The 23583-nt window shown below is 46.7% G+C and carries 17 protein-coding genes and 11 pseudogenes; 20 read left to right on the top strand and 8 right to left on the bottom strand.

The genetic code is table 11. From position 1 onward, the window contains the following. The 7 genes and pseudogenes from ACMV5I_RS26865 to ACMV5I_RS26835 all read left to right on the top strand — a co-directional run. Positions 1 to 72, top strand: a 72-nt coding sequence (locus tag ACMV5I_RS26865; protein WP_262405404.1) for a hypothetical protein, incomplete at its 5' end; no start/stop codon positions are given. A 543-nt stretch (positions 73 to 615) separates the two neighbouring features. Beyond that, a complete protein-coding gene (locus ACMV5I_RS26860) occupies positions 616 to 849 on the top strand; it encodes a hypothetical protein (protein WP_414825667.1) in 234 nt (77 codons plus the stop codon). 658 nt (positions 850 to 1507) lie between these two features. Continuing rightward, on the top strand, positions 1508 to 3001 hold the full coding sequence (locus ACMV5I_RS26855; protein ID WP_414825666.1) for an aldehyde dehydrogenase: 1494 nt from the start codon (positions 1508 to 1510) through the stop codon (positions 2999 to 3001). 87 nt (positions 3002 to 3088) lie between these two features. Continuing rightward, complete coding sequence (locus ACMV5I_RS26850; RefSeq protein WP_414825665.1) at positions 3089 to 4567, top strand: APC family permease; 1479 nt, start codon at positions 3089 to 3091, stop codon at positions 4565 to 4567. A 64-nt stretch (positions 4568 to 4631) separates the two neighbouring features. Beyond that, positions 4632 to 5117 (top strand): ester cyclase, encoded by a 486-nt coding sequence (locus tag ACMV5I_RS26845; protein WP_414825664.1) that lies wholly within the window; start codon positions 4632 to 4634, stop codon positions 5115 to 5117. Between the two features lie 411 nt (positions 5118 to 5528). Then, the gene (locus ACMV5I_RS26840; protein WP_414825663.1) at positions 5529 to 6902 is read left to right on the top strand and encodes a glutamine synthetase family protein; all 1374 of its coding nucleotides are present in this window, start codon (positions 5529 to 5531) and stop codon (positions 6900 to 6902) included. Positions 6903 to 7010: 108 nt separating this feature from the next. After that, a pseudogene (locus ACMV5I_RS26835) lies at positions 7011 to 7331 on the top strand (IS6 family transposase); the annotation flags it as partial. Positions 7332 to 7384: 53 nt separating this feature from the next. On the opposite strand, the pseudogene ACMV5I_RS26830 reads toward ACMV5I_RS26835, so the two are convergent. The 4 genes and pseudogenes from ACMV5I_RS26830 to ACMV5I_RS26815 all read right to left on the bottom strand — a co-directional run. Beyond that, positions 7385 to 8080: pseudogene (locus ACMV5I_RS26830) on the bottom strand (IS6 family transposase). 185 nt (positions 8081 to 8265) lie between these two features. Continuing rightward, positions 8266 to 8880, bottom strand: coding sequence for a DUF2913 family protein (locus ACMV5I_RS26825; RefSeq protein WP_055314039.1), 615 nt, complete (start codon positions 8878 to 8880; stop codon positions 8266 to 8268). Positions 8881 to 8908: 28 nt separating this feature from the next. Then, positions 8909 to 9892: an Rpn family recombination-promoting nuclease/putative transposase gene (locus ACMV5I_RS26820; protein WP_414825662.1), complete on the bottom strand. Its 984-nt coding sequence runs from the start codon at positions 9890 to 9892 to the stop codon at positions 8909 to 8911. Then, positions 9889 to 10104: pseudogene (locus ACMV5I_RS26815) on the bottom strand (helix-turn-helix domain-containing protein); the annotation flags it as partial. The pseudogene ACMV5I_RS26815 and the gene ACMV5I_RS26820, both read right to left, overlap by 4 nt. A gap of 70 nt (positions 10105 to 10174) precedes the next feature. On the opposite strand from ACMV5I_RS26815, the pseudogene ACMV5I_RS26810 reads away from it, so the two are divergent. From ACMV5I_RS26810 to ACMV5I_RS26780, 7 genes and pseudogenes are all read left to right on the top strand, one after another. After that, positions 10175 to 10870: pseudogene (locus ACMV5I_RS26810) on the top strand (IS6 family transposase). A gap of 52 nt (positions 10871 to 10922) precedes the next feature. Then, a pseudogene (locus ACMV5I_RS26805) lies at positions 10923 to 11299 on the top strand (ATP-binding protein); the annotation flags it as partial. Between the two features lie 741 nt (positions 11300 to 12040). Then, positions 12041 to 12823 carry a molecular chaperone gene (locus ACMV5I_RS26800; RefSeq protein ID WP_414825661.1) on the top strand — a complete coding sequence of 261 codons (783 nt, stop codon included), beginning with the start codon at positions 12041 to 12043 and terminating at the stop codon, positions 12821 to 12823. A gap of 418 nt (positions 12824 to 13241) precedes the next feature. Further along, positions 13242 to 13721 carry a hypothetical protein gene (locus ACMV5I_RS26795; protein WP_414825660.1) on the top strand — a complete coding sequence of 160 codons (480 nt, stop codon included), beginning with the start codon at positions 13242 to 13244 and terminating at the stop codon, positions 13719 to 13721. A gap of 167 nt (positions 13722 to 13888) precedes the next feature. Continuing rightward, the gene (locus tag ACMV5I_RS26790; RefSeq protein ID WP_414825659.1) at positions 13889 to 14260 is read left to right on the top strand and encodes a hypothetical protein; all 372 of its coding nucleotides are present in this window, start codon (positions 13889 to 13891) and stop codon (positions 14258 to 14260) included. A gap of 366 nt (positions 14261 to 14626) precedes the next feature. After that, positions 14627 to 17068, top strand: a complete 2442-nt coding sequence (locus ACMV5I_RS26785) for a fimbria/pilus outer membrane usher protein (RefSeq protein ID WP_414825658.1) — start codon at positions 14627 to 14629, stop codon at positions 17066 to 17068. A gap of 111 nt (positions 17069 to 17179) precedes the next feature. Beyond that, a pseudogene (locus tag ACMV5I_RS26780) lies at positions 17180 to 17338 on the top strand (IS481 family transposase); the annotation flags it as partial. A 447-nt stretch (positions 17339 to 17785) separates the two neighbouring features. Here ACMV5I_RS26780 and ACMV5I_RS26775 read toward each other — a convergent pair. Further along, on the bottom strand, positions 17786 to 17989 hold the full coding sequence (locus ACMV5I_RS26775) for an IS1 family transposase (RefSeq protein ID WP_414825669.1): 204 nt from the start codon (positions 17987 to 17989) through the stop codon (positions 17786 to 17788). A gap of 166 nt (positions 17990 to 18155) precedes the next feature. Between ACMV5I_RS26775 and ACMV5I_RS26770 the strand changes: the two genes are divergently transcribed. The 3 genes and pseudogenes from ACMV5I_RS26770 to ACMV5I_RS26760 all read left to right on the top strand — a co-directional run. Beyond that, entirely contained in the window at positions 18156 to 18512 is a 357-nt protein-coding gene (locus ACMV5I_RS26770; RefSeq protein WP_414825657.1) for a hypothetical protein, read from the top strand. Positions 18513 to 18965: 453 nt separating this feature from the next. Next, positions 18966 to 19457, top strand: a complete 492-nt coding sequence (locus ACMV5I_RS26765; RefSeq protein ID WP_414825656.1) for a hypothetical protein — start codon at positions 18966 to 18968, stop codon at positions 19455 to 19457. A gap of 152 nt (positions 19458 to 19609) precedes the next feature. Continuing rightward, positions 19610 to 19681, top strand: a pseudogene (locus ACMV5I_RS26760) (IS6 family transposase); the annotation flags it as partial. Between the two features lie 22 nt (positions 19682 to 19703). Here ACMV5I_RS26760 and ACMV5I_RS26755 read toward each other — a convergent pair. The 3 genes and pseudogenes from ACMV5I_RS26755 to ACMV5I_RS26745 form a co-directional block, all read right to left on the bottom strand. Then, positions 19704 to 20126 (bottom strand): annotated as a pseudogene (locus ACMV5I_RS26755) (transposase); the annotation flags it as partial. Between the two features lie 120 nt (positions 20127 to 20246). After that, positions 20247 to 20468, bottom strand: coding sequence for a hypothetical protein (locus ACMV5I_RS26750; protein ID WP_414825668.1), 222 nt, complete (start codon positions 20466 to 20468; stop codon positions 20247 to 20249). Beyond that, positions 20457 to 20576, bottom strand: a pseudogene (locus ACMV5I_RS26745) (transposase); the annotation flags it as partial. The pseudogene ACMV5I_RS26745 and the gene ACMV5I_RS26750, both read right to left, overlap by 12 nt. 511 nt (positions 20577 to 21087) lie before the next feature. Between ACMV5I_RS26745 and ACMV5I_RS26740 the strand changes: the two are divergent. The 3 genes and pseudogenes from ACMV5I_RS26740 to ACMV5I_RS26730 all read left to right on the top strand — a co-directional run. Further along, complete coding sequence (locus tag ACMV5I_RS26740) at positions 21088 to 21891, top strand: hypothetical protein (protein WP_414825655.1); 804 nt, start codon at positions 21088 to 21090, stop codon at positions 21889 to 21891. A 188-nt stretch (positions 21892 to 22079) separates the two neighbouring features. Next, positions 22080 to 23048 (top strand): annotated as a pseudogene (locus ACMV5I_RS26735) (ESPR-type extended signal peptide-containing protein); the annotation flags it as partial. Positions 23049 to 23120: 72 nt separating this feature from the next. Further along, a pseudogene (locus tag ACMV5I_RS26730) lies at positions 23121 to 23583 on the top strand (hypothetical protein); the annotation flags it as partial.

Genomic DNA, 23583 nt, shown 5'->3' with positions numbered 1-23583 from the left:
GCTATGGCCATGATCCGTGCCTTAAACAAAATGACGCGTGCAGGGATGCCAGAAAGTGTGCGGATTGCCTGAGGAAGTCAGTGACGGGAGGCGCTTTTATCTAAATCCGATTTAATCAACAAAGCCTACATTACTGCGTAACCAAAACAGGCAGGTCAACAGCATCCAGATAATGACTTGACTCTTAGAAGTGCGTCAATGCAAGCGTTTAAAGGCATTTCTGATCAGAGACATTAATAGGCAATATTACAAAAAAAAACAGCATATTACCTGACGCCGCTAACGCGACAGAGCCAATGCTAATGCAGTAGAGCTGTAAATAATTTAGTTGTGTTATATACAACTATACATTTCATTAATGCGAGATTATAATTTGGTTGGCATGAAAAATAAAAAAATCACCCCAGTTAGTGAACGAAGAAAAATGGGATGGGCAGCACTGAATGAACTTAAAAGCTACTAGGTGAACACTACCAGCCGTTAAGGCGAATGTTGTGGTTGTCATGTAAAAAATAACCAGTTCCACATCCCTGAATGCATTATTTGAAATGGTCGGTAAGTTCGATGCTGTGGTCAATACTGTTGGTTACTGTGAGTATGCCGAATTTACCGAAAATGACCGAAGAACAGTGGGGAGTGACGGTAAAGAGTAAAATGATGGGACAGATTAATTTGGTTAAAGTTGGTCTGGACTACATCAATGACAAAGGCTCTTTCACAGTGGTTTCTGGCATTATGAATGTTAAACCTATCCCAATGGCTATCGCTGATGCTACGACCAGAGGTGCGATTGATACGTTTGTAAAATGTGTGGCTCACGAACTGCCACGAGGAGTACGTATCATCTAGTTAACCCTACAGTGCTTGAAGAAGCATGGGATGTTTATGGTGAAATGATGCCTGGTTTACAGCCGGTTCCTGGTGCACTTGTCGGAAAGCTTTTGAGCGCTCTGTTGATGGATTCATTACAGGTCAGGTTCATTTTGTAGAGCTTAACATTTTTACTTTGCGGAATGATATATATTTTAGTTGAAGGGGTAATATATATGAAAAGCTGGTGCTGAGTTATCTTGTTGTTCCTTTATTACATTTTTTGCCCTTTTCACAAAGTATTACTGCAACTGATTCAACTTTGGATGAAGCTTAAAAATGATATTCACAAAAAGCCGACAAGCTAGGGCGAGACTATGAAATTACAGTAGATACGTTATAAAATAGCGTATGCGTAATTGCTATGCAGTTACATAAAAATTATTTCATCTATTAATAATGAATAGTCAGAAGTAAAGATATTGATGGCTAGGAAATAAACCAACAATACCACTTTTAAGCTCTGCTCCCGGTAGATTCATTTTCACTTTTGGCGGCTTTTTTATCAGGCAATAATCCTATGTGGCGCTAACAATGTACGCATATTAGCCTCTTTTAAACATTACATCCCAAATTATTTATCATTATGTTTAAGGCGATGTGAGTCGCCAGCACCCTGACACTGGAGAGTTTAACAATGAGTATGTCGACCCGAACAGAGTGGGAAGTGAGAGCAGCATCGATAGACATTGAGGGGCGAGCGTTCGTCAACGGCGAATATGTGTCGGCCACCTCAAATGCAACCTTTGAGTGCATAAGTCCTATCGACGGGAGTGTGCTTGCATTGGTTGCTAGCTGCGATTCCGCAGACGCGGATTTGGCGGTAGCCAGTGCCCGGTCTGCGTTCGAGTCAGGTGCTTGGTCACGCCAAGCACCTGCAGAGCGAAAAGCAACGATGTTGCGTTTCTCTGAGCTGTTGCGGACACATTCCGAAGAGCTGGCTCTGCTAGAAACGCTGGATATGGGCAAGCCGATTTCCGATTCGTTGTCGGTCGACCTCCCGGGCAGCATCGACAGCATCCGCTGGTGCGCTGAGGCAATAGACAAAATCTACGACGAGGTCGCAGCGACTTCGGTGGATCAGCTGGGGTTGGTTATCCGCGAGCCTGTCGGCGTCGTTGCGGTCATTGTGCCGTGGAATTTCCCTTTGATGATGGCGTCCTGGAAGTTGGGGCCGGCACTTGCTGCCGGCAACTCCGTAGTCCTCAAGCCATCGGAGCGTTCCCCCCTGACGGCTATTCGCATAGCGCAGCTTGCTCTGGAAGCTGGCCTTCCAGCAGGTGTGCTCAATGTTCTGCCGGGTTATGGCCACACCGTGGGTAAAGCATTGGCACTACACAATGATGTTGACACTTTGGCTTTTACTGGATCGACCCAAGTGGCCAAGCAACTACTTATTTATGCGGGCCAGTCGAATATGAAGCGCGTCTGGCTTGAGGCAGGCGGTAAAAGTCCCAATATCGTATTCGCTGATGCCCCTGATCTACAGGCAGCCGCCGAAGCAGCTGCGGCAGCCATCGCTTTCAACCAAGGTGAGGTCTGCACTGCGGGGTCACGTTTGCTGGTACAGGCTTCTATCAAAGAGCGCTTTGTACCGATGGTTGTTGAGGCCATGAAGAGCTGGAAGCCAGGACATCCTCTAGACCCATCAACCAACGTTGGCGCAATGGTTGATAAGCGTCATCTGGATGGTGTAATGCAGCACATCGAAGAGGGTCAAGCACAAGGCGCACGACTCTTGCTCGGAGGACGCATAGCACAGGTAGAAGTCGGTGGCAGTTACGTAGAGCCAACCCTGTTCGACAATGTCAGCAATTCGATGAAAATTGCTCAGCAAGAGATATTCGGTCCCGTACTGTCAGTCATTGAGTTCGACGAAGCCGAGGACGCGGTACGCATCGCCAATGACACCCCTTACGGTCTGGCTGCCGCTGTCTGGACGTGTGATCTGTCCAGAGCCCACACCATGGCCCGCGCACTTCGTGCTGGCAGTGTTTGGGTCAATCTTTATGACGGGGGCGACATGACGGCACCATTCGGCGGCTATAAACAGTCTGGGAATGGCCGTGACAAATCGCTGCATGCATTTGATAAATATACTGAAATAAAGGCCACCTGGATACAGCTCTGAGCCAACCCTGGTTAACTGAGCAGCAGACAGAATGGCACTGTCTGCTCAATGGATACTAAAAAAGTTCCTTCTTCAACGGATATTTCAATGAACAGCTCAATTGGTGCCAAAGCGGCTGTAGATCAAGACGCGGAGCAACTCCGTGCACTTGGATACACCTCAAACTTCGAACGTAGTATGAGTCTATGGCAGAACTTTGCCCTCGGATTCACGTATCTGTCACCTGTAGTTGGTGTTTTCACCTTGTTCGGCCTGTGTCTGGCCGCCGGCGGGCCACCCATGTTCTGGTCCTACCTGCTCGTGGGCTTCGGACAGATGCTGGTATGTTTGATTTTTTGCGAAGTGGTATCCCAATACCCGATTTCTGGCGGTGTCTATCCTTGGGCGCGCCGTTTGGTTGGTAAGAAGTGGGCATGGATGGTTGGATGGATTTATGCCATCTCTCTATGCGTAACCATTGCGGCCGTTGCGCTGGGGGCTGGCCCTTATATCGCAAACCTTCTGGGGTTCGACTCATCGCCGGTAACCAATACTTTGGTCGCGCTAGTTCTGACGGCAACGGCGACGGTCTTAAACATCAGTGGGACCAAGCTATTGGCTCGGGTAGCGATGTTTGGCTTTCTCTGCGAACTAGTCGGGGCTTTGCTGATCGGTGGATACCTATTGATCTTCGAACGGCATCAGCCGTTGAGCGTACTGTTCAACACTTTTGACATTTCCATTGATGGGGCGTACTGGCAAGCCTTCCTCACAGCCTCATTGGCGGGGATGTTTCTTTACTTCGGCTTCGAAGCTTGCGGCGATGTTGCTGAAGAAACACCAAATCCAAGTCGCCAGGTACCAAAGGCAATGCGGATGACCATCTGGATCGGCGGTGCCGCTTCAATCTTTGCAGCCTTGGCGCTGATCCTCGCGGTTCCAGATATGGCTGCGGTCATTTCCGGGCAAGACAAAGATCCCATGTCGACCATATTCGGTAGCGCGTTCGGGCCTGTAGGCTCACGGGTAGTGATTGCGGTCATTACGGTGTCTTTTGTTTCCTGTGTGCTGAGTTTGCAGGCATCCGCTAGTCGTTTGCTTTACGCCTATGCTCGAGATGAAATGCTCATGGGTAGTAACGTCCTGAAAAAGCTTTCGCCTACGACTCATGTCCCGACCGCAGCTCTGGTGGTATGTGGTGTGTTGCCCGCGCTTATTGTGTGTGTAGGATTCTACCTTCAGAACGCTATTGCCCTGGTGGTGAGCTTCGCCGCTATCGGTATCTACCTGGCGTTTCAAATGATTGTTGGTGGCGCACTATACGCCCGTATCCGCGGGTGGAAACCAAAGGGCCAGTTCACCATGGGCCGCTGGGGGTGGATAGTAAATATTGCTGCCCTTTGCTACGGTATGTTCGCGATCATCAATATGTCCTGGCCGCGTACGCCGGATGCGCCCTGGTATGTGAATTACGGTATCGCAGTTGTCTGTGCCATCGTGATTCTGGTCGGTGTCTTATACATGACCCTGTTTCGTCCCTATGAAAAGGGCAAGGCACCCGCTTCGGATGCGTGGAAAAAACGCTAATTGGCATCAATGCCTGCCGTTATGCGCGGAGGCAATCTTCTTACTAACTATAAGGTTGAACACTATGACGTCTCGAATCCACTCGCTAATTTTTGGGCTGTTTCTGGTCCTTGCCAGTCCTGCAAGTTTTGCCGCTGACCAAAGCAATACTCTCGACGTAATTCATGACTACATGAAAGCCTGGAACACGCATAGCGCAGATGCCGCGGCGGAGTATCTTACCGACAACGTCGAGTTTCTCGACGCTTCGGTAGGGACTCCTCAAGTTGGCCGTGAAAACGCCAAATCCGTAGTAATTCAGGTATTTATGCAGGCAGTACCGGATTTGAAATGGAAAATGCTTGGCAAGCCGATTGTGAATGGCGAAAGCATTGCGTTTGAATGGGAGTTTAAAGGCAATAACAGCGGCGCTTGGAGTGCCGATACGCCAGCCACCAACCGCCCTCTTAGCTTCAGGGGGGTCAGTTTTATTCATCTCAAAGAAGGCAAAATTCTTACTCAGCATGACTACTACGACGCCCTCGGCTTTAACAAGCAACTGGGCTGGTAACGGGGCATGGGTGGGGATACGGAGAGCGTTCCTGATGGTATCTTTATCATGCAGCCCTGCTGCTAGGTCGCGATAATGAGTCTCATACGTCACGGACGACGGATACGCATTACTGTCGAGACAAGCTGGGCGCGCGTGGAACCCATGGTGGCTGGATATTGAAGGTTAAGTATGGTCTCAATGAGTACATCATAGCGTAAAATGCTCGTCCGGTAAGGCTATTCAAAAAAACTGGACACGCAGCATCCGTTACCCAACGTTATGCCTGTAAGCTCTGCTCAAATATTTTTCAGGGCTCTATTGCATTAGAGCAGGCCGATTATCAAAAGTTGCGCTGCTTTTTTTAGGCACTCAACATATAAAAAAGAATGTGCTGCTATGCCTTGTCCATGCAGTGCCAGGAGAACTCGAATGACAGCGTTAGACTTGCACAGAGAATTCAACACCAACTCCCAAGCGTCCCAGGGACTGGCTAAACGCATCAAAGATGCCAGCGTCGAATATCTCTACTATCAAGTTGTTACCCTCTCCGGTCGTGTCATCGCCAAGGTCGTGCCGGCGAAATATTTGCTGCGCAACCTTGAGAATGGTGTGCAGTTCCACCGCACCGCTGTATCGGATCTTCAAACCTCCCGTACTGGCGAGCTTTTGGGTGGGGGCGCGCAAGCAGCCGAGTTCACCGCAATCCCAGACATTGACAGCTTCAACGTTCTCCCTTGGGATAAATCCATTGGGTCGTTCTTCTGCCGCATGTATGAGCCGGATCACCGGCTCGAAAATGGTGGAGCCCCACTTGGTACCGATGCTCGCGGGCACTTGATCCGCACACACGAAGCCTTCATCAAAGAAACAGGCTTCCGCATGAAGTCCGGTTGCGAGCCTGAAATGACGTGGTTCGGTGAAAAGCTGGAAGTACAAGTCCGCCCTGGCGCAAGCCCCGCCTATCACATGGGCAACCTTGAACTCATGCGTCCTATCTACAAACGCGTCATGGAATACGCGATTTTTATGGGGCTCGACATGATCGAAGGCGATTACGAAGACCCGGGCCAGCTCGAACTCAACTGGATGTTTGACTCATGCGAACTCACTGCAGATCGCCTGATGACTTACCGCCTAATCTGTCGCCAAGTCGCGAGTGAATTTGGTGTCAAGGCGAGCTTCATGCCAAAACCGAGCACCGGCAGCATGGGTAACGGTTGCCACCACAACGTCAGCTTGTGGAAAGATGACCGTAACGTTCTGGCTGAGTCCGGCCGCCGCGAACTGCATCTGACTGACGTAGGTCTGCACGCCTTGGGTGGCATGCTCGCTCATGCTCCGGGCTCAATGATGATCATGGCGTCCACCGTGAACTCATACAAACGCTTTTGGGACATAGGCCAGTTCGCTCCGACTCGAATCAACTGGGGCATGGACAACAAAACCTGTACTGTTCGACTTTCGGCCAATGGTCGCTTGGAGTACAAACTCCCCGATGCCAGCGTAAACCCGTACCTATCCCACACCCTGCTTCTGGCCAGCATGCTCGACGGTATTCGCAATAAAACTAATCCAGGTCCGTCCGAGACCAAAGACAGCTATGTCGACGGTGGTGAGTCGGTAGGTATTCCTCTGACCCTCGGTGATGCGGTTGCTGCGTTTGACCGTGACGAAGTTGTTCGCAACGCATTCCCTGCAGAGCTGACCAATCTGTACCGTGAATTGAAGGCTGATGAGTGGGCTCGCTCTTGCGGCGTAGTGACCGACTGGGAGCGTAAAATGTATTTGGACTACCTGCCATGATAAACAACGCTTATCCGCCTGGTACCTCTACTGGATAAGGTTTTTCGCCGGCTCTGTCGCGTTAGCGACGTCAGGTAATATGCTGTTTTTTTGTAATGTTGCCTACTCATGTCTCTGATCAGAAATGCCTTTAAACGCTTGCATTATCCCATCGATATCATCGCACAATGTGTTCGTTGATATCTGGCTTATGCCCTTAGCTTGCGCAATCTCGAGGAAATAATGGCTGAACGCGGCATTGCTGTTGACTATTCCACACTTCATCGCTGGGTTATCCGTCTGGTGCCTCTGTTGGACAAGGCATTCCGCCGGCATAAACGTTCGGTGGGGCGTCGATGGCGAATGGATGAAACCTACATCAAAATCAACGGGCAGTGGAAGTATCTGTACCGGGCTGTTGACTCATCAGGCCAGACAATCGACTTTCTGCGGTTGCGTCGCATTAGCGTAAGCAAGTTAGCAACAGTTGTGCTGCCGAATTTTCATTCAACCAATAAATAAAATTGTTCCGCGGGAGACAACCCTTCACTTTGCGGATGTTGATATTGCCCTTTTCGTATCATGTGGAGCAGTTCGATACCCGCTAGGATCGCCTGCGCCCGTCGAAACGATTTAAATCACAGCATCGGGCGTATCCGGCGTTTGATATTGCGGTGGTCTTGCTCAACCAGGTTGTTCAAGTACTTACTTTGCCGGACGGTAATCGTTTCCTCATCAGGTTTGTCGGCGTTGAGCGTGGCCAACGCTGCGGTGTTGGCACCACTTTTATCGATAGTGATCACCTCGGGTTCACCGTGATGCCGAATAGCCTTGCGAAAGAAGCGCAATGCCGCTGCAGCGTCACGTTTGGCGGTCAGCAGAAAGTCGATGGTTTGGCCGTCGGTATCCACTGCGCGGTACAGAGACTTCCACTGACCTTTGATTTTGATGTAGGTTTCATCCATTCGCCACCGCCGACCTACCGTGCGCTTGTGTCGGCGAAAAGCTTTATCCAGTAGCGGTACCAGTCGGATAACCCAACGCTGAAGCGTTGAATGATCAACAACAATACCGCGCTCTGCCATGATTTCTTCCAGGTTGCGTAAACTCAGTGAGTAAGCCAAATACCAGCGGACACACTGCGCAATAATGTCGACGGGGTAATGCAGGCGTTTGAAGGCGTTTCGGATCAGAGACATGAGTAGGTAACATCAAAAAACAGCATTTTATAGAACAACGCCTTAATGCGACAGAACCTGTTTTTGTGTCCGGTCATGGTATCACCCTGTTAACGTGACCTCAGCACAGCCGGCTGCGTGTCTGCCGGCGACGGTGGGTCAGGTGCCGCTATATCTGTCCTTTTACCGGGCTGCGATGATGTCGTTTACGCAGGCTCCAGCGCGATGGTGTGGCAGGTCGCCGTGCTGTTAAGCTGGCGGGTGCCCAGTCCGTACTCCGCCATGACGTGCATAAACCGGTCGGCGTCACCGACAACCCGAAAGGTTACGGGGTGCAGATGGCTACCGTCCTGGGCAAAGGCGGCGTTCAGCGCCGCTTTTTCGACGTAGAATCCGTTGTGCTGTGACGGTACCGGCGTTACGCCAGATTTCCACTCGTGTGCGTCCAGCACATAATTGTCCCAGCCCTGGTCTTTCAGGGTTTCAGAGGCGTAGGTGAGCCGGAACAGATCGGATTGTGCGGCCAGGTTGCCGCTGCAGGAGCGCCAGAGGTAGTCAAGATGCTGACGCAGTTTGCCAGCCGGGCCGTGTTTGCGGCCACGTTCGAGTAACCACTGAATGTCAATCGCAACGCTCCTGGGGAAGCGTTTTTGCTTTTGGGCGGTGGCCAGCCAGCGGATCAGAAACAGGTTTTCGGCATAGGGCGTGCCGGCGATGCCGTCCTGGCGCGCCAGCCCCAACGCCACCAGGGCGCAGAACGCCAGATGGCTGAGCGCTGAGGTAGTGTTCTCTGTGGTAACGGATTCGGTTTTATCTAACAATGGCTACCCTGCCCGTTGACGCAAAGTATTAGTGGCGGATCTGCGCGAGATCGTCAGCGGTCAGACCGGTCATCTTCATGATCGAATCGCGATCGAGGCCATTGGCCAGCATGGTGCGTGCGATTTTCAGTGCAGCTTCGCGTTCACCTTCTTGGCGCCCTTTTTCCATACCGCGCTGTTCACCCAATTGGATACCTTTCTGGATACCCTCCTCGATACCTTTCTGGATACCCTTTTGGATACCCTTCTCGATACCATTTTGTTCAAGCTGTTGTGCGATGGTCATCAGTTCATCCTCATGTTGCGGTACCCGCAGGGCCAGTGCGCGAACAAATGCCTGCGCATCCGCCGATTCACCGGCCTGGATAATATAGTGTATCAGCGAAATCACCTGTGGCGAAGAGAGATAGCCGGCCAGCAGAATGGCGGACAGTCTGTCGGTCAGTTCGGCCAGGTCGCGCTGACGAATATGTTTCTGCAGCAGGGTCAGTGCGGCCATGCTGCGGTGGTCCATAATTTCTTCGTCGGGAATGACTGTCACATCAACCAGCGGAAAATTACCGGTATACAGTTTCTCCGCCAACGCCGGATCATCAAATTCCTGCAGCCAGTTTGTCGAGTATGGATAGGGGCTGCGTTTGCCGGTATAGAACAGCACCGGAATGACCAGTGGCAGCTTTTTGTGACCGGCGTCGAGATGACGCTGCATGGCGGCGACGGCATATCGGATGAGGCGAAAGGCCATGTGCTTATCCGGGCTGGACTGGTGCTCAATAAGCACGTGCACGTAACCGTCAGCGCCGGCAGTGGTTTTCAGGCTGTAGAGCACGTCGCTGAAATACTGGCGCAGGTCATCTTCGACAAAGGAGCCGGACTCCAGCTTCAGCGTGCTGAGGTCACAGATGGCCCGCAGTTCGGCCGGCAGATGGATCTCCATGAAGTCGCGCGCAATTTCGGGTTGCGTCAGAAACTGCCGGAAAGTTGCATCATGGGGCGTTGGATTTTTTTTCATGGGGCTATCGTAACATGTTCGGGCGCCGGCTCACTATGGCTGAGCGAAGGCTTCACCCGCTCTCCGGGCAGGATGGCGCCGGGATGTTGCTGCCGCCAGGTTTTTAATATTCGGTAGACGCTGGCCCTGCCAATGCCCAGACAGTCGGCAACCGCTTCGCGGGTGACTCCGGCCAGCGTCAATTCAATGAACTGCTGCGTTTTTGCCTGAGCGGTGGGTTTTCTGGTTCTGTCGCATTAAGGCGTTGTTCTATAAAATGCTGTTTTTTGATGTTACCTACTCATGTCTCTGATCCGAAACGCCTTCAAACGCCTGCATTACCCCGTCGACATTATTGCGCAGTGTGTCCGCTGGTATTTGGCTTACTCACTGAGTTTACGCAACCTGGAAGAAATCATGGCAGAGCGCGGTATTGTTGTTGATCATTCAACGCTTCAGCGTTGGGTTATCCGACTGGTACCGCTACTGGATAAAGCTTTTCGCCGACACAAGCGCACGGTAGGTCGGCGGTGGCGAATGGATGAAACCTACATCAAAATCAAAGGTCAGTGGAAGTCTCTGTACCGCGCAGTGGATACCGACGGCCAAACCATCGACTTTCTGCTGACCGCCAAACGTGACGCTGCAGCGGCATTGCGCTTCTTTCGCAAGGCTATTCGGCATCACGGTGAACCCGAGGTGATCACTATCGATAAAAGTGGTGCCAACACCGCAGCGTTGGCCACGCTCAACGCCGACAAACCTGATGAGGAAACGATTACCGTCCGGCAAAGTAAGTACTTGAACAACCTGGTTGAGCAAGACCACCGCAATATCAAACGCCGGATACGCCCGATGCTGTGATTTAAATCGTTTCGACGGGCGCAGGCGATCCTAGCGGGTATCGAACTGCTCCACATGATACGAAAAGGACAATATCAACATCCGCAAAGTGAAGGGTTGTCTCCCGCGGAACAATTTTATTTATTGGTTGAATGAAAATTCGGCAGCACAACTGTTGCTAACTTGCTTACGCTAATGCGACGCAACCGCAGACATGATGTTGCAGCTGGTTGCCGCTCACCGACAGGGAGATCTCAAGGGAATTTAGGGCGCTGCGTCAACAAGCCGCGGCTGCTGGTGATTGATGAGGTGGGGTATCTGCCGTTCGGTAAGGAAGAGGCTAATTTATTCTTCCAGGTTGTCGCCCGGCGCTACGAGACCGGAAGTCTGATCCTCACGAGTAATCTGCCATTTACTCAGTGGTCAGGTACGTTTGGTGATGATGAAACGCTGACAGCAGCAATGCTAGATCGATTACTTCACCATGCACACATCGTCCAGATAAGTGGTCAGAGTTATCGCCTGAAAGACAAACTGAAAAGTGGTCAGTTAAAGAAATCGAAGGTCACTGAACCACAGGAATAGTCATTGGTGGGTGGGTCACAATTCAATTGGTATTGACACAGCTCTGGCAGAAGAAGCTGGCGTGTGTGCAGTTCGGCGAGGTACAGCAATAACGGCGAACGCCCATGAGGCAGGTGCCGCAGGCGAACATGCGTTAGACGGCATGTTTGGTCCAGTCGCTGAGTGTATAGCCGTGCTTTTCCAGGTACAGGCCCTAGTAGTCATCATGCTGGAACAACAGCTTTGTGGGTCGCGGAATATACATGGTGCAGAGAGGGTGGCATGGCATTGGAAAAGAGCCTCGGTGTCAGCGTGCTCACGTTGCAAGCGTGCTCATTTTATGCGGCTATAAGCGTGGGTGCACTGACGTTGATGTAAGGCAGGGAGCTTAAAAATGATTGAGGCAGCAACGCTGCCTTGCTCGCTCTGCTGGGGAGTTATGCTTGCTAAAACAAACAAAATAATTAATGAGTTTCGTCGCCTTTGATATGCGGTCGTTGTTACTTTTATGTAATAAAGTTAGTTCTATAACGAATTGATATGTTCATTATTTGGCCACTATTGTCATAATTTGTTCAATTTTACACATTTTTTTATGTTTAATGTTACGCGAATGAGTGATATTTTGAATCCAGTTTCCTTCCTTTCCTATAGGTGATGTATTGAATTAATTAATTAGTATAATGTGTTTGGAGTCTGAAAAAGATTCGATGGAGTTCTGTTCTAGGAATACTGGCAGACAATGTCGCTTTGCAATACATAATGAATAACGAAACTCAGAGAGAAGGTATTCACGTGCAATTTATACAGCCCAGTTTGTTATCTACGGCTTTATTGTCACTGCTTGTCGTGTCCAACGGAGTAAGTGCTGCAAGCCAGACTTATTCTGTCACCCTAAATAGCTCCAGAGTAATATATAAAGAAACCCAGAGCAGTGGAACAACAATTACTGTAAAGAATGAGCATGATTTTCCAGTCCTGATACAACCATCGGTAGTCACAGAAGACAAGCAGATGTTGGCACCATTTATCATCACTCCGCCATTGTTCCGACTTGATGGCAAACAGGATAATACTCTGCGGATTGTCTATACAGGAAAGGCACATGCTGCAGATCGAGAACATTTATATTGGTTATGTGTCAAAGCGATCCCACCTGTTTCGGAAGACGATAGTGGCACAGGCAATAATAATGCCGTAGGCTCCAATATTCAGATCTCGGTCAATAACTGTATTAAATTGTTGTATCGACCCAAAGCCTTAGGGACTCAAGACCAAGGGAGCTTAGCTAAAGGGCTTAATTGGGAATGGAGAGAGGGAAAATTGCAGCTTAAAAATATGTCACCCTACTATATTAATTTATCGTCAATTATGATTGACGGGTTTGTTGTGCCTGATGTGAGCTACGTCTCTCCATTTTCCTCAGCGCAATTTTCGGTACCAAAGGGCGCAAAAGTTGGTGGAAAAGTCACATGGCAATCTATAAATGATTTCGGCGGCCAAAGCACACCTGTACAAGCGTTAACACCTAGCGATAAGAGATAGAATATGTTATGGAGCTCTCTGGATAGTACTGGCTATTATCGATAATGATAAATCAACCTCCTTTAACCTAAAATGGGAACAGATGGAATATCATAAGGAAATAAAAATGATCGAAATAATGAAAGCGCACAGCAAAAAAAAACGTTACAGAGTCATTAAACCAAAAATAAACGCCTGCAAATACGGCATGCTATTTATTAAATCTACGCATCTTTTTGGTTGGGTAGCTACTGGGCCACCGTAATCTTTTCTAAGGTACGCCCACAAGTGTTGTTTCTACTGTTTTTAAAACCTACCCAACCATTATAGTGGTGAGACAGGTGGGAAATGCTAGCTAGAACTTCACCATTGTATAGTTAAATATGTCTATATATTTATATTTAACATCAATTTATTTCAGAATATTAAAGGAAAAATAATGTTTAAATCTAAAATCGCATTACTTATCGCTGGTCTCTCGTTTTCTGTTGCTTCAATGGCTAATACCCAGATTGGCACTAGCAACTCGTTGACTATCGAAGTCCCTGTGGCCGCTCCATCGACACTGACCTCTACATTCGAACCAGTCAGTGGTTTGGTTTCTGGTGAGGTTGCTTTCGGTACTATTATAGGTAACATCCAGTTGTTGACCACCGGTGCAGGTAATATCAACTCGGTGACCATCACTCCGAACACCCCGGATTCTACCTTCACCTTGACTGGCGCAGTAACCAATACTCCTTTACCTATCAATATCGGTTCAATGGAAGATGAAGTTACGGCCGCTATTGGTAATGGTAACACGACAACAACGTTACGCAACCCATCACAAGAGCAGTTTTTAACGGTTTATGCAACTGGAACTCCAGTTGCAGATGTGTTTAGTGGCAACTTTACCGTTTCAGTATACAGCTTGTAATTTTTATTAAAAATAAATGAAGTGTGGATTGCAATAGCAATCCACACTTGAGGTAAATTGAGATGAATAAGAGTTACTCATTGTTGCTCGCGACGCTTATACTCCCATTATCCAGTATTGCCGGGTCTATAGGAACATCCCCTTTAAAAATGGAGGTCCCCGTTGCAATGCAGAGTTATATGATTGTTCAATACATTCCTGGGCCTGTACATTCAAGTCAAATACTGTCAATAGGCGAGGAATTAGGAACATTGAACGTATCTACCAGCTTGACTACACCGATACATAATGTTGCCATTCATCAGGTGGATAATATCAACCGCTATTATCTACAAAGTACGACAGCGCCAACCAGTAGGTTGCGTTTCACAATAGGAAGTATACCTACGTTAAACCGCAAACTTACCGGTTTATCGACCACGGCGAAAGTTACCACTCCGGTGAGCGAATTAACGCTGCCATTGAACGTTGCTTCTACCATGACTGCTAGACCAGGAATATATAAAGGTTCTTTCGTTGTTTCTGTCTATGGTGAATAACTCTCTATATTGCATAATAGCGAACTCACAGTTCTGCCAATAGTAATTATTAAAAACCATTACACAATAGAGTCTAACATATGCTTTGCCACATTCCCTACCTTGAAACACCATCTACCATTATTGAATTAATTGAAATTATGCTATTACCATAAAAACCAGGGAAAAAATAAAATCAACAACCCAAATATTAATTTTGGGAAATTTGTCGAAACGAAAGGATTTTTTATTCTGTAAAAAAACAATGTTGTACATGGGGTTTAATTATTGTTTGGAGGGCGCGTGAGTGAATACAGGTTATGGCAATTCTGCCCCCGTTCTTGCCTTACTCTATTAGCGCTACTCGCTGGTATTTATAGTGGGCCTGTGCTATCAGAAAAAACCTACCGTTTTGATCCTGCTTTGATTGGTAATCATCAAGCTGATAGCATAGATATTTCGTTATTCAGCGAGGATGGTGCTCAGTTACCCGGTTCTTACCGGGTTGATATCTTTCTTAATCGCAAACGGGTGGACTCACGTGAAGTTGTATTCGCAACTAAAGGTGGAAAGAAAGAGTTATCCCCTTGCCTGAGCACTGATATACTGATCAAATACGGTGTGCGGGTTGATGATTACCCCGAAATACTTTCAAAAAAAAGCGAGGCTTCTTTGTGTGCTGATCTTAAAGCCATCAACGGTGCAACCGCTCATTTCGACTTTGCCCGCCAGCAATTACAACTCAGTATCCCGCAAGTGGCATTACGCAAAACGACTGTAGGTCATGTTCCTAAAGTGCTTTGGGATGAGGGAATAACGGCTTTGCGGATGAACTACGTGCTCACTGGGCGTCGCATGATACCGCGACAGGGACAGCAAAGCACCAATCACTACGCTAACGTCCAGCCTGTGCTTAATATAGGGGGCTGGCGCATGAATAACTTTACAACCTGGCAGCAGAGCAGCAATCAGCCAGGAACATGGCAAGTTGGTCAAACCAATGCCAAAAGGGGACTCTATAATTTTGACAGCCAATTGACAGTGGGGGAGTTCTATACGACGCCGAATTTGTTTGACAGCATTCCCATTTTGGGGGGGCAGATCATGTCGGATGAATCTATGCGGCCTTACGGTGAACGCGGTTATGCGCCTGTTATTCGTGGTATAGCACGTACCCATGCACGTGTCCAAGTTGAGCAAAATGGGAGTATCATCTATAATGGTTCGGTATCGCCAGGGGCTTTTGAATTAAATGACGTTATGCCTGTGAACAATGGCGGGGTGCTGAATGTCACCGTGTATGAAGAGGACGGCAGTGTACAAAACATGGTAGTGCCTTTTGCTTCACTACCAATATTTTTACGCCAGAATACATTGCAATATGCGATCGCTGCAGGGCGCTACAAGCCGATGCCTACTAATGATGCTGAAACGCCAGGGTTCGGGCAAGTGATAGCGATTTATGGTTTGCCATCGAACATAACCGCTTATGGGGGAGTACAAAGTAGCCGGGATTATCTGGCAACAGCGATTGGGGTAGGATCAGTGTTGTGGCACTTGGGAGCCCTATCTGTAGATGTGACTCAGTCTCAGGTTACTTGGCCGGATGGAGAACGCGAGCGAGGAAAATATTGGCGACTACGTTACAGTCACTCACTGGCCACCACGGGAACCACGTTTTCTCTCAGCAGGCAGCAGTATGACTCTATGGGGTTTTGGACATTGCCAGAAGCTCTCAGTCGCAGGGCGGCTGAGAGCGGCATTGCAGAGGGGCGGCAACGTGATCAGCTCAGCATTCAGGCCAGTCAACAGCTTGCGGGTTGGGGAGGTGTCTCACTTACCTGGCTCAAAGAAGGCTATTGGCAGCCAGAACTGAATAGGGAGTCGCTCGGACTGTATTATAGTTCCTCGTGGCAGGATATATTTTGGGGCGTCAGCGGTACCTTGAATAGTTATCAGAACGGTAATATGAAAGATAAAACCGAGCGGTTATTGAGCCTGAATATCGGTATTTCGTTATCGCGGTGGTTAAGTAATACTTCGCTTAATTACAGTCTGAATGATTCATCACGCGGCTCTGCCAACCATTATATGAGCCTTAGCGGTTTAACCCTCGATCGACAACTAAACTGGGGTGTACAACAAAGTATCAGCGAAAATAGCCAACAGAGTAACAACAGCAGTGTCAATCTTCGCTACCGGGGAGGATATGGTGAGGTAAGTGGCCGCTATGGTTACAGCACCAATAACCGCAATATGGATTATGGCATTGCAGGTAGTGTGTTGGTACATGAGGCCGGGGTGACGCTGTCCCAAAGGCTGGGAACGACGGTAGCGTTAGTCGAGGCCCCCGGCGCGGCTGGGGTGGCCACTCTATCTAGAGCCGGTGTAAAGACTGACTTTCGTGGATATACCGTATTTCCCTCCTTACAGCCATACACTGAAAACCGGATCTCATTGGATCCGACGACAGTGTCTGACGACGCAGCGTTGGAGTCGTTCGATATTCGGGTGGTGCCAACCGAAGGTGCCGTGGTACGGGCCCAATTCGCTACCCGAAGCGGTGCTCGTGCGTTACTGACATTAAAGCGGCCAAATGGCAAAGCGATTCCTTTGGGGGCGATAGCAAGCCTAGAATCGGATAAGGCAGAGGGAAATGCTGGTATGGTTGGAGCTGAAGGGCAGGTGTATATCACCGGCATCCCAGAAAAAGGCAGCCTGCGGATACAGTGGGGTAAAAGTGGTCATCAGCGTTGTTTAGTGGATTATGAGTTGCCAAAAGAGAAGAACCTAGCAGGAATGTATGAGATGCAAGGTATCTGCAAGTAGGGAAGGTTCTGTCGAAAATATCGTACAAAGCTGAGAGCGGCCTAATTATGGATGTAGTTAGGCCGCTAATGTGTGTGATTCATAGACATCATTTCACTATAATGTTTCCCTATGAACAGGGAAATTCAGCAGCGGCTACAGTGGGTAAAACTCTATGAAACGTCCAGTGATGCGGGGTTCGTATGCCGTCGCTGTGGCATTTCTGGGCCCACATTGCGTAGTAAATGGTGGCACAGATATCTGGCTCAGGGCATCGCTGCTGCGTATTCAGGCGAGAATGAGTGTTCACGATCGGCCAGAATATGCATGTCCACATTACGTGGGTAGGATCACTATTGATGATTTGCCTACGCTAGTGCGACACAAGCATTTTGTATGTTATACAACATAAAGATGATTTAAATTCCGTAATACTTACATTATAATATTTTATATAAACTATATAAAATTGATCCTATATAATCAACTATGCGTGATAAAAATGTCAAACAGATAAATATATGATGCGTTATTAAGACGGCTGCTAGCAAATACCGATTGTTACAAAAATTTATTAATAATAGTGAAGGGTGAAATGCAAACCGACAATCTTATTGTGCGTTTCTATTTTTTAGAAAAGAAAATTTTTCTGCGCGTTATTCGTTTAATATGTGTAATAAGGCTATGTCGTTCTATCCGTTGGCTACATCTCCAACCACAGCACGTTGCCTACTGCATTTAAAAGAATATTATAAACCTCATATAAAAGTCAATATTAATTTTACTTTGTAGGTCAAGAAATCGTCGCAGGGACGAGGCATTTCTCAGTCCGAATACGTTGACCAGAGAACGTTTTCGAATACGATCATAAGCATAGAACAACCACCGAGTATTGCCGTTAAACAGCACGTCAGACCAGTGTTCATTGGCTTCACAACAGATAACAACTTACGTTCCGGTGGCGATATTTTCAGCTGCTAATTACTCCAGATTTTGGATGAGAACGAACTTATCGATTGGGATACTATAGCACTGGATGGCAGCAATATCAGGGCGTTAAAAGCAGCAGCATGAGCTAAAAAAATACTCCGATGAACTCAAGGATAATGTGCTTGGCACCTCTCGAGATGTGAGATGCACCAAAGTACATTTTGGGACAGACAGCTCGGGGTTGTCATTAAGCTTTCGCTTGAGCGGTGGGCAAGCCCATGAGATTCAATATGCTGAAACCTTGCTAAACCGAGTTGGGATTATCAGAAAAAGTGGACACCTCAAGTCCTGTCCTAATGCCGTGTTAGCCTATAAAGGTTATTTGAGCCATAAGCTTAGTAATAAACTGAAAATAAAAGGCATAAAAGGCATAAAAGGCATAAAAGGCATAAAAGGCATAAAAGGCATAAAAGGCATAAAAGGCATAAAAGGCATAAAAGGCATAAAAGCGGTTATACTTTTTAAAACGAATTAGAAAGCCAGTCGCGATGGACGCAAAAAACTGGATACCCAGCGGTATAAAAATCTCAATGTCATTGAGCGATGCTTTGGGATGTTAAAAAATATCGTCGAATTGCCGCGCGTTGGGAGAAACCAACCATAAATTACCTTTGCATGCTTAAATTAGGCTCTGTTCGGTTTTTTTTAAAGCGACAATTGAGTTAAGGGAAATAACCTAAGGTTCGCTTCATTAGGTCCCTAGCATCATTTATTAAATATCTAAATATTGTCATGGATTTAATATTTGCAGGGTGGGTGTATCATTATTTCTGTATTTTTATTTCGCAATCAATTTGGCAACGTATGACTATGTAAGGATGATGATATGTATACTCTTGAAGAGTATAATGCAATGAACAATCTTATGCCATAAAATATTTACAAGGCATACGTATAAGTTAAATAATTGTGTTGTGTGGAGTAAAGCATGGTAAAGTATGCAATTCTATTGAGTTATGATAACTTTCTGTTTTATGGTGTCAAGTTCCAACTGGAAAATGAAAATGTACATTTATTTTATTATGATGAAATGGGTGCATTTCTTAAGCTATGTGCTGGTGAGGAAGTTAATAAGTTTATTGTTTTTTATGATGCCGAATTCAAAAAAATAACCGAGGCTATTTTTCATGACAGACCCTATGCGCTTGTAAATACGGAGTTAGCTAAAGAAATAAAAATCCCCAATATTTTAAAGCCATCCACTAATATGATTACTGCTTATAGTTGCGCGAAGTTTAAAAGCAAGGCCATGGAGAAAACAATAATTTATTATTTTTTCTTCCTGAAAATGAGTTATAAAGACATTTCTAAAAAATTAGAAATTTCAGAAGCGCGCATTAGTCACTTTATAAGTAACTATGTTAAAGGAATGAACTTTAGAAATAAAAATGAATTTTTAATTTATCTAAATTCAATATAACCTTACCAATAGAGTGTGGCTTTGAATTATAATAATTTTTTTTATTTTTATTAAAAATTAAATTCATTGAAGTCAAACCGCCTAACGAGGTACTGTCGTCTTAAGTCCGCGCTGAAGTCATATGTTGTCTTTTTCTGTGATGTTGTTTGCCGATGTCTCTGATCCGAAAGGCCTCCAAACGCCTACATTACCCCATTGATGTTACCGCTCAGTGTGTTTGCTGGTGATGTGGGCGAGGGAAGGCTACAGTGATACACCTTCAGACCAGACGTTCAGGAGTAACTGGCGGATATTCCACATCGAGCAGGCGCGCATTGGATCCTTATGGAAGCTGATTTTATTTCATTTCTTGTTCCATCGATACCGCAGCACGTGACGGAGACATGCACGTGGGGATGCCTGTAGAGACGACGACCTTAAGAGTGAATGGCGCAGAACATAACAATATCCAGCGCACGTTTGCCGGCGGCGTACAGCAGGTTATTGACATCCGGGCGGCAGAGGTCGTTAAGGAGCCAGTTGTTGACCTCAAACAGAGGCCAGAGCTGTGACTATCAGGTGTATCCAGTCGCAGTCCGGCAGGCGGTTAAGCTGAACGGCAATCCACAGATCGGTGGCCTTTTTGCCGCAGGAGGGACATGCGCCACTGTGGTAGGCATTAGTGATGTATGATCCTATGCATGTAATTCAGGGCTTCCTGACGTAATTCAGGTCTGTGCTGCTTGCTGGGCTTCTTGTTGATTGATGCTGGTTTTGTCATGAGTCACCTCTGGTTGAGAGTTTACTCACTTAGTGTTGTGTCCACCATTGATGGGTAAGATCATAATTCCCAACGTACTGCAGGCGGCTGAGCGCGGCAGCATCGTTGCGGTGCCCGCGTATGGCGTTGACAACCGTTTCCGGAGGTGGGTCGATGAGCTTCATCAGTTTAATCCTGTCCCACTCACGCAGAGATAACTTATTAGCGGCAACGGAAAGGAGGACAGTATCGATACTTTTACGGGTCACCATAGAGGCATCCATATCACCAAAGCGTGAACGCCATTTGTAGAAATTGGCATTGCTCATGCCGTGTGCGCGACACGATTCAGCCACTGGCGTTCCTGCCTCGTATTGCTTAGTCGGTAAAACGCGATTATTTCATCGTAATCTCCTCAGTTCAGATTACGAGAAAATTCTACTTATGAACACACCGCTTTTTCGGGGGTATTACCGTGTCATCGTTTTCCATAAGGATAGTGTAAATTAAGATTTTTAATAAAAAAATATATTATCCTAAATATGTTTTTTCTTCTTGACTGCCGTCTGATTTTTTACCATATTATGCATCAGATAAGTTGATAATTTATAATAAAAAATTAAACCCTAATTATATCGTTTAGTATTAAGATGTTAAAGCAAGACCGATCCTTGCATATTCACATGTGTGTTATCAGGGTTAATCTGCAGTATATAATAAAACATTTTTTACTGTTGTAAAGTTAATTAATCATTTGGTGTTTAATCATTTGGCGTTTAATAATTAATTTTTTCAAATCACACCGAACTTAGTTTAAGGCATTCTTTAGAGTTAGTTCCTTCTATGTTAATGTCTCTAAGTATATTTTTATACTAATCAAAAGGCCTGTAAATGAAAATCATTTCGATAGTTGCTTTAACTTTTCTATCTTTTTTAAGCGGATGTGATTCTTACATAGCGAATAACGCGCATGCAGGCGTGTCGCAGAGTAGTTACCCGCTTATAATCGATACAGTGTCAAAGATGGTGCCTCAACTTAGCAGCGTTAAGAATGGAGAGTTGCTTAATGAGGTTTGCAGTGTTAGTTATGAGGTAAAAACGCAAGCTGACTTGGATAATTGGTTGAAAAGCAACTTTACGGATGTTGATAAATTATCAGAGAAAAACCCCAACTATGGAATATTAACAGGTAAAGACAAAACCGCGCAAAGAAGCTCATGCGCTGCGTGGCTTTCATTTAGTATAAGTTTTATTCCAAGTGTAGATGATTTCACTACTAAGGATAAAGAAGGGAAAATCATTAGCGTTGATGAAAATAGTATAGCTTCACTGATGCCAATAAGATTAGCAATTGCTAGAACTAATGCAGAGATTTTTGCGGCAATCGCAAAAAAACTTGATGGGAAAAAATCACTATCTTTACAGTCTGCAATAAAAATTATTAGGGATTCGTTTGAAGAAAATGCACTGCGTTATTTATCAACAGTTAAATCATATGCTATGCAAGAAAATGGCCGTACCTTTCAGCTGATTTTATTACAAAAGGGTCGCTTTGTTTTCCAGGACAGTGGCGGCTATCTGTTTGATGCAAATACTGATGGTGTTAATCTTTTTTGGCATGGCGTACCTTGGCTTTCGAAAGGAAAATTACAAGGATATGAGTATTTTTCCACTATAGCAGAAGAGATTTTGTGAGATTTTGGATGTTTACTTGATTAATGGCTGTATACAGCACGCCTCTACAATAGATTGGTGAGGAGTTAATTTTTTATAATTAAAAGCCACCAAGATTTAAAGTGTATAGGTTAATTCACCTATTGTGGTGAGATTAAGTGAAATTTTATATGCTTACAAAAAACTATTAATTATGAGAGATTAAGAAGATGAATAAGACCTATAGCATAGTATGGTGCCATGCTAAAGCACGGTTTGTTGTTACTTCTGAATTAGTTACAGGTGGTTGCGGACAAAAATTCGTTGTAACTTCTAGAAGGTCGGGAGTTCAAAAACATTCACGCTGTATTTCTCCAAGCCTGGTAGCTCTGTTGGTCGGTTCTGTGATACTGATATCTAGCCCTTTTCAGCAAGTTTGGGCTGGAGGCGTTTTTTTTAATGATGGTACAGACAGTACTTGCTATGCCATCCTTGATGGAGGTTCAAATTCGACTTTGACAAACTCTAGCCTATGCAGCCCAAATTTTGCCACACAAACAAGCAACGCAAATTTCTTTGGCCCTACAGGTTCTGGATCATCTGCTGGTCAGTCATCATATAATCTCAGCCTTGGTGGTAGGTTATATGTCAATAGTGGTAAAATTAATGCTGTGGATCAAATTTTATATTCGGCCCGGTTTGGGAATGATTTCACGACAACTGCGCTCATCGGTAGTAACTCTCTGGCAGTAGGTGTAGGGGCTAACTCTACTACAACCGCTTTCGGGTCAAATTCCATAGCAATCGGTGCAGCGGCAAACGGCACCACAGCCGCCTCTGGGACATCTAGTATAGCGATTGGCGGCGGAACAAGCACAATTTCAACATCCGCGAGTGCCACCAACAGCATCGCCATCGGTACCGCAGCAAACTCATTGTTAGCAAATAGCATTGCGTTGGGTAGCAACAGCAATGCCATTACGACGTCTAATACAAGTTCTAACATTGCACCCAATGTTTTGGTAACAAATACTACGCTGAGCATCACACAGTCACCGACATTTGGCGTGTTGGCCTTAGGTAATAGACAGATCCAGGGTGTTGCAGACGGTGCGCTCACAGCGACATCGACCGATGCCGTTAACGGTTCTCAGCTATTTAGTGTAGCAAAGGCGCTTGATATCTCGACTGATAGCCTTGCTACTTCTATCGCCACTACCTTTGGAGGAATTGCGGACTATAACGTGATCACTGGTGCTTGGAGGGCACCAGTGTTTAACGTGCAGGGTGTAAACTATAGCAATGCTACCAATGCCTTCAGTGCGTTGAACGATAATCTGAGCGCGTTGTACTCAGGCATCACCACCATCAACGGTGACATTAGCAAAATCACTAGTGGCGGAACTGGGGTTGTACAGCGGAGCACTGTGGCCGCCGACACGCTGCTGCTGACCGCAAACTCAGGCGGTACGGCAGCGGCACCGGGGAGTGCGCAGAAACTGACCAATCTGGCAGCGGGCATGCTTTCTGCGGTTTCCACCGAGGCAGTGAATGGTAGCCAGTTGTTTGCGACCAATAGCAATGTCACCACCAACGCCACGAATATCGCTGGTCTGGATACACGTATAGGCACCTTGGGTGGCAGTGTTGCCGGGTCATTGGGGGGTGGCACGGTGTATGACAGCAGTACCGGGACCTTGACGGCACCGAGCTACACTATTCAGGGTAATAACT

The organism is Serratia sp. T13T92, assembly GCF_047530105.1.
In the GTDB taxonomy this organism is placed as follows: Bacteria; Pseudomonadota; Gammaproteobacteria; order Enterobacterales; family Enterobacteriaceae; genus Chania; species Chania fonticola.
The sequence above is the reverse complement of the archived record's forward strand: the minus strand, read 5'-3'. Positions and strand labels throughout refer to the sequence as shown.

Excerpts from the sequence above, each read along its gene's own strand:
- ACMV5I_RS26860 (WP_414825667.1), top strand. The coding sequence starts at position 616 with ATGACCGAAGAACAGTGGGGAGTGACGGTAAAGAGTAAAATGATGGGA.
- ACMV5I_RS26855 (WP_414825666.1), top strand. The coding sequence starts at position 1,508 with ATGAGTATGTCGACCCGAACAGAGTGGGAAGTGAGAGCAGCATCGATA.
- ACMV5I_RS26850 (WP_414825665.1), top strand. The coding sequence starts at position 3,089 with ATGAACAGCTCAATTGGTGCCAAAGCGGCTGTAGATCAAGACGCGGAG.
- ACMV5I_RS26845 (WP_414825664.1), top strand. The coding sequence starts at position 4,632 with ATGACGTCTCGAATCCACTCGCTAATTTTTGGGCTGTTTCTGGTCCTT.
- ACMV5I_RS26840 (WP_414825663.1), top strand. The coding sequence starts at position 5,529 with ATGACAGCGTTAGACTTGCACAGAGAATTCAACACCAACTCCCAAGCG.
- ACMV5I_RS26820 (WP_414825662.1), bottom strand. The coding sequence starts at position 9,892 with ATGAAAAAAAATCCAACGCCCCATGATGCAACTTTCCGGCAGTTTCTG.
- ACMV5I_RS26800 (WP_414825661.1), top strand. The coding sequence starts at position 12,041 with ATGAATAACGAAACTCAGAGAGAAGGTATTCACGTGCAATTTATACAG.
- ACMV5I_RS26795 (WP_414825660.1), top strand. The coding sequence starts at position 13,242 with ATGTTTAAATCTAAAATCGCATTACTTATCGCTGGTCTCTCGTTTTCT.
- ACMV5I_RS26790 (WP_414825659.1), top strand. The coding sequence starts at position 13,889 with ATGCAGAGTTATATGATTGTTCAATACATTCCTGGGCCTGTACATTCA.
- ACMV5I_RS26765 (WP_414825656.1), top strand. The coding sequence starts at position 18,966 with ATGGTAAAGTATGCAATTCTATTGAGTTATGATAACTTTCTGTTTTAT.
- ACMV5I_RS26750 (WP_414825668.1), bottom strand. The coding sequence starts at position 20,468 with ATGGTGACCCGTAAAAGTATCGATACTGTCCTCCTTTCCGTTGCCGCT.
- ACMV5I_RS26740 (WP_414825655.1), top strand. The coding sequence starts at position 21,088 with ATGAAAATCATTTCGATAGTTGCTTTAACTTTTCTATCTTTTTTAAGC.